Raw genomic sequence first — 2,698 nt, forward strand, 5'->3', positions numbered from 1 at the left:
CTTCGACACCGGCCCCGGCAACGGCATGATCGACCTGATGCTGCAGGCCCGGGGCCTTGGGCGCTTCGACGAGAACGGCCGGCTGGCCGCGGCCGGGGTCGTCGACGAGGCGGTGCTGAAGACCTTCCTGGCCAGCGACTACTTCTCGGGACCCGCGCCCAAGTCGCTGGACCGCTACGATTTTCCGCTCGACCTGGTCAATCATCTGTCCTCCGAGGACGCCGCCGCCACCCTGGTGGCCTTCACCGCCGAGGCGGTCGTCAAGGCCTTCGAACAGGGCCAGCACCCGGACGCCCTGATCGTCTGCGGCGGCGGGCGCCACAATCCGCAGATCATGAAGGCCTTGGCCGACCGCGCCCCCGTGCCGGTCCGCACCGCCGAGGCGGTCGGCTGGCGCGGCGACGCCATCGAGGCCGAGGCCTTCGCCTACCTGGCCGCCCGGACGGCGCGGGGCCTGCCGATCAGCTTCCCGGGGACGACCGGGGTGGGCGCGCCGATGACCGGGGGAAGGATCGTTCGGCCGTAGCAAGTCCTGATCCTCCGTGCGGTGAACACTTGCCCCCTACGGACCGCTTCGCGGTCGTCTTCCCCCACAGGGGGAAGAGCGCTCCGCCCCCCATGGGGGCGGACAGGCGGCGAAGCCGCCAGGTGGGGGCAAGTGGGTGTGATCTCACGCCAGAAGCTGTGAGCTGATCGGAAAGGGTCGCGGAGCGCCGGACGACGTCCGGAGTTTGAATAAAGAATACCGTTTCGACGAAGCCTGCCGCTCCGCGCCATCGTTATCCGGAAGCCCGCGACGCTGAGCCCTGTTAGGGCCTCGCCGCCTTGAAGCCTCCGACGGGCGGGCCAGGTCAACGAACCCAGGTCCCGGACCGCGAGCCTGTCACAGCCCGCCTGTCGCCAAGTCAGCCCTCACGCCACGTCGTTTTTGTGTTCCAGGCCCGACCGGCTCCAGAGACGTGAGGTTTGATCTTGTCCCTACACACGCGGACAACACCGCCGACAGAGCTTCCCGCTCGATCGCCCCCCGCCGCCGCATCGGTCGCTGGCCATGCGCCCTTTCCTCGCGTCGAGGTGAGATCAGCATACGGGCGGTTTGAGAGGTGAGGATAAGTTGGGTCGAGAAAATTTAGAGCGTTGGAATCGCTGAACTTCGTTCGCTATCCGCCGAGCATGCCCCCCGCTCGTGACATCATTGAAAAGCTCGGCGGGAGCCTCGTGGCGTCCCCATGGGGGCTGGGGATGCGACGCCGTGAGCGCTCCGAGGGAAATGAAACGGCCGGACAAGGGCATGCCCGGCGCTCCCGCCACCTCCCCGGAGGGAGGATCTCGTAAAAGGAGAATGGCAGGATGTTCGGGGAATACGCGTTACGTCTGCTTCATGACGTCGTATTCATGGAATGAAAGACTTGTAATCTTCTAACGCCAAAATCAGCGTGAAGAAGAGTTCAGCCGCGCTTCCTTGACCTGCGGCTTTTCCAGCGCCTGGTAGACGACCGTGCGGGTGGTGGCGTCCAGGCCCGAGCCCACCCCGCCCAGACGCTGGATCATGCCGATGAAGAACAGGTCGTTGGCCGGATCGATCCAGAACCAGGTGCCGGCGCTGCCGCCCCAGCTGATCGTGCCCGGCCCCACCGGCGCGCCGGACAGCTGCGGATCGACCGCCACGGCCACGTCCAGGCCGTAACCCATGCCCGCGCTGAACGGGAACGGCTTCTGGTCCGGCCGCAGCACGCCGGCCGTACCGTTGGTGGTGACCTGGAAGCTGGGCGGCAGGTGGTTCAGCCGCATCAGGGCCACCGTCTCGGGCCGCAGGACGCGCACCCCGTCCAGCTGGCCGCCGTTCAAGATCATCTGGGCGAAGCGGGCGAAGTCGCCGGCGGTGGACAGCAGCCCCCCTCCGCCCGACGGCGCGGCCGGCGGTTTGGAGACGTCGCGCCACGGACCTTCGACGGCCGGGATCAGCTTGCCGGTGGTCGGATCGCCGTCATACAGCGCGGCCAGGCGCGGCAGCTTCTCAGGCGGCGCCCAGAAGGCGGTGTCGCTCATGCCCAGGGGCCGGAAGATCCGGGCCTCCATGAACACCGGCAGCGGCTGGCCCGACAGGCGCTCGACAATCAGGCCCTGAAGGTCGGCGGCGACGCTATAGCGCCACATCACGCCTGGCTGGGCGTACATCGGCAGCATGGCCACCTTGCGGACCAGGTGATCCAGGCTGTCGGACTGCAGCACCCCGGCCCGGTAATAGGCCTGGTCGGCCAGGCTGCCCGGGTCATCGGCCAGGCCGTAGGCGAAGCCGGCCGTGTGGGTCATCAGCTCGCGCATGGTCGGCGGACGGCTGATCGGAGTCAGGATCGGTCGCCCCTCGGCGTCGACGCCCGAGGCGACGCGCAAATCGGCCAATTCGGGCAGGTACCGGGTGACCGGGTCGTCCAGCTTCCACTTGCCCTCTTCGTAGAGGATCAGCATCGCCACGCCGGTGACCGCCTTGGTCTCGGACCGGATGCGGAAGATGGCGTCGGCGGGCATGGCCTCGCCGGTCTCCAGGCTGCGCTTGCCGAAGCTCTTCAGCGCCACGACCTGGCCGTGGCGGCCCAGCAGGGTGACGCCGCCGGCGATCTGACCCTGGTCGACCAGGGTCTGCATCGTCTCGTCCAGCTTCACGAGCCCCTCGACCGAGAACCCCGTCGTCTCGGGC

2 protein-coding genes and 1 pseudogene are annotated in these 2,698 nt (G+C 68.1%); 2 read left to right on the forward strand and 1 reads right to left on the reverse strand.

What is annotated here, in order from left to right:
- Together WAL33_RS02570 and WAL33_RS02575 are read left to right on the forward strand one after the other, a co-directional pair.
- Window positions 1-526: anhydro-N-acetylmuramic acid kinase (locus WAL33_RS02570; RefSeq protein WP_422178186.1), on the forward strand; the 526-nt coding region annotated here is incomplete at its 5' end.
- 479 nt (window positions 527-1,005) lie between these two features.
- Window positions 1,006-1,100, forward strand: a pseudogene (locus WAL33_RS02575) (hypothetical protein); the annotation flags it as partial.
- Between the two features lie 331 nt (window positions 1,101-1,431).
- Here WAL33_RS02575 and WAL33_RS02580 read toward each other — a convergent pair.
- Window positions 1,432-2,698: serine hydrolase domain-containing protein (locus WAL33_RS02580; protein WP_422178188.1), on the reverse strand; the 1,267-nt coding region annotated here is incomplete at its 5' end.

Origin of the sequence: Caulobacter sp. (genome assembly GCF_049283275.1) — a bacterium.
Lineage (GTDB): Bacteria > Pseudomonadota > Alphaproteobacteria > Caulobacterales > Caulobacteraceae > Caulobacter.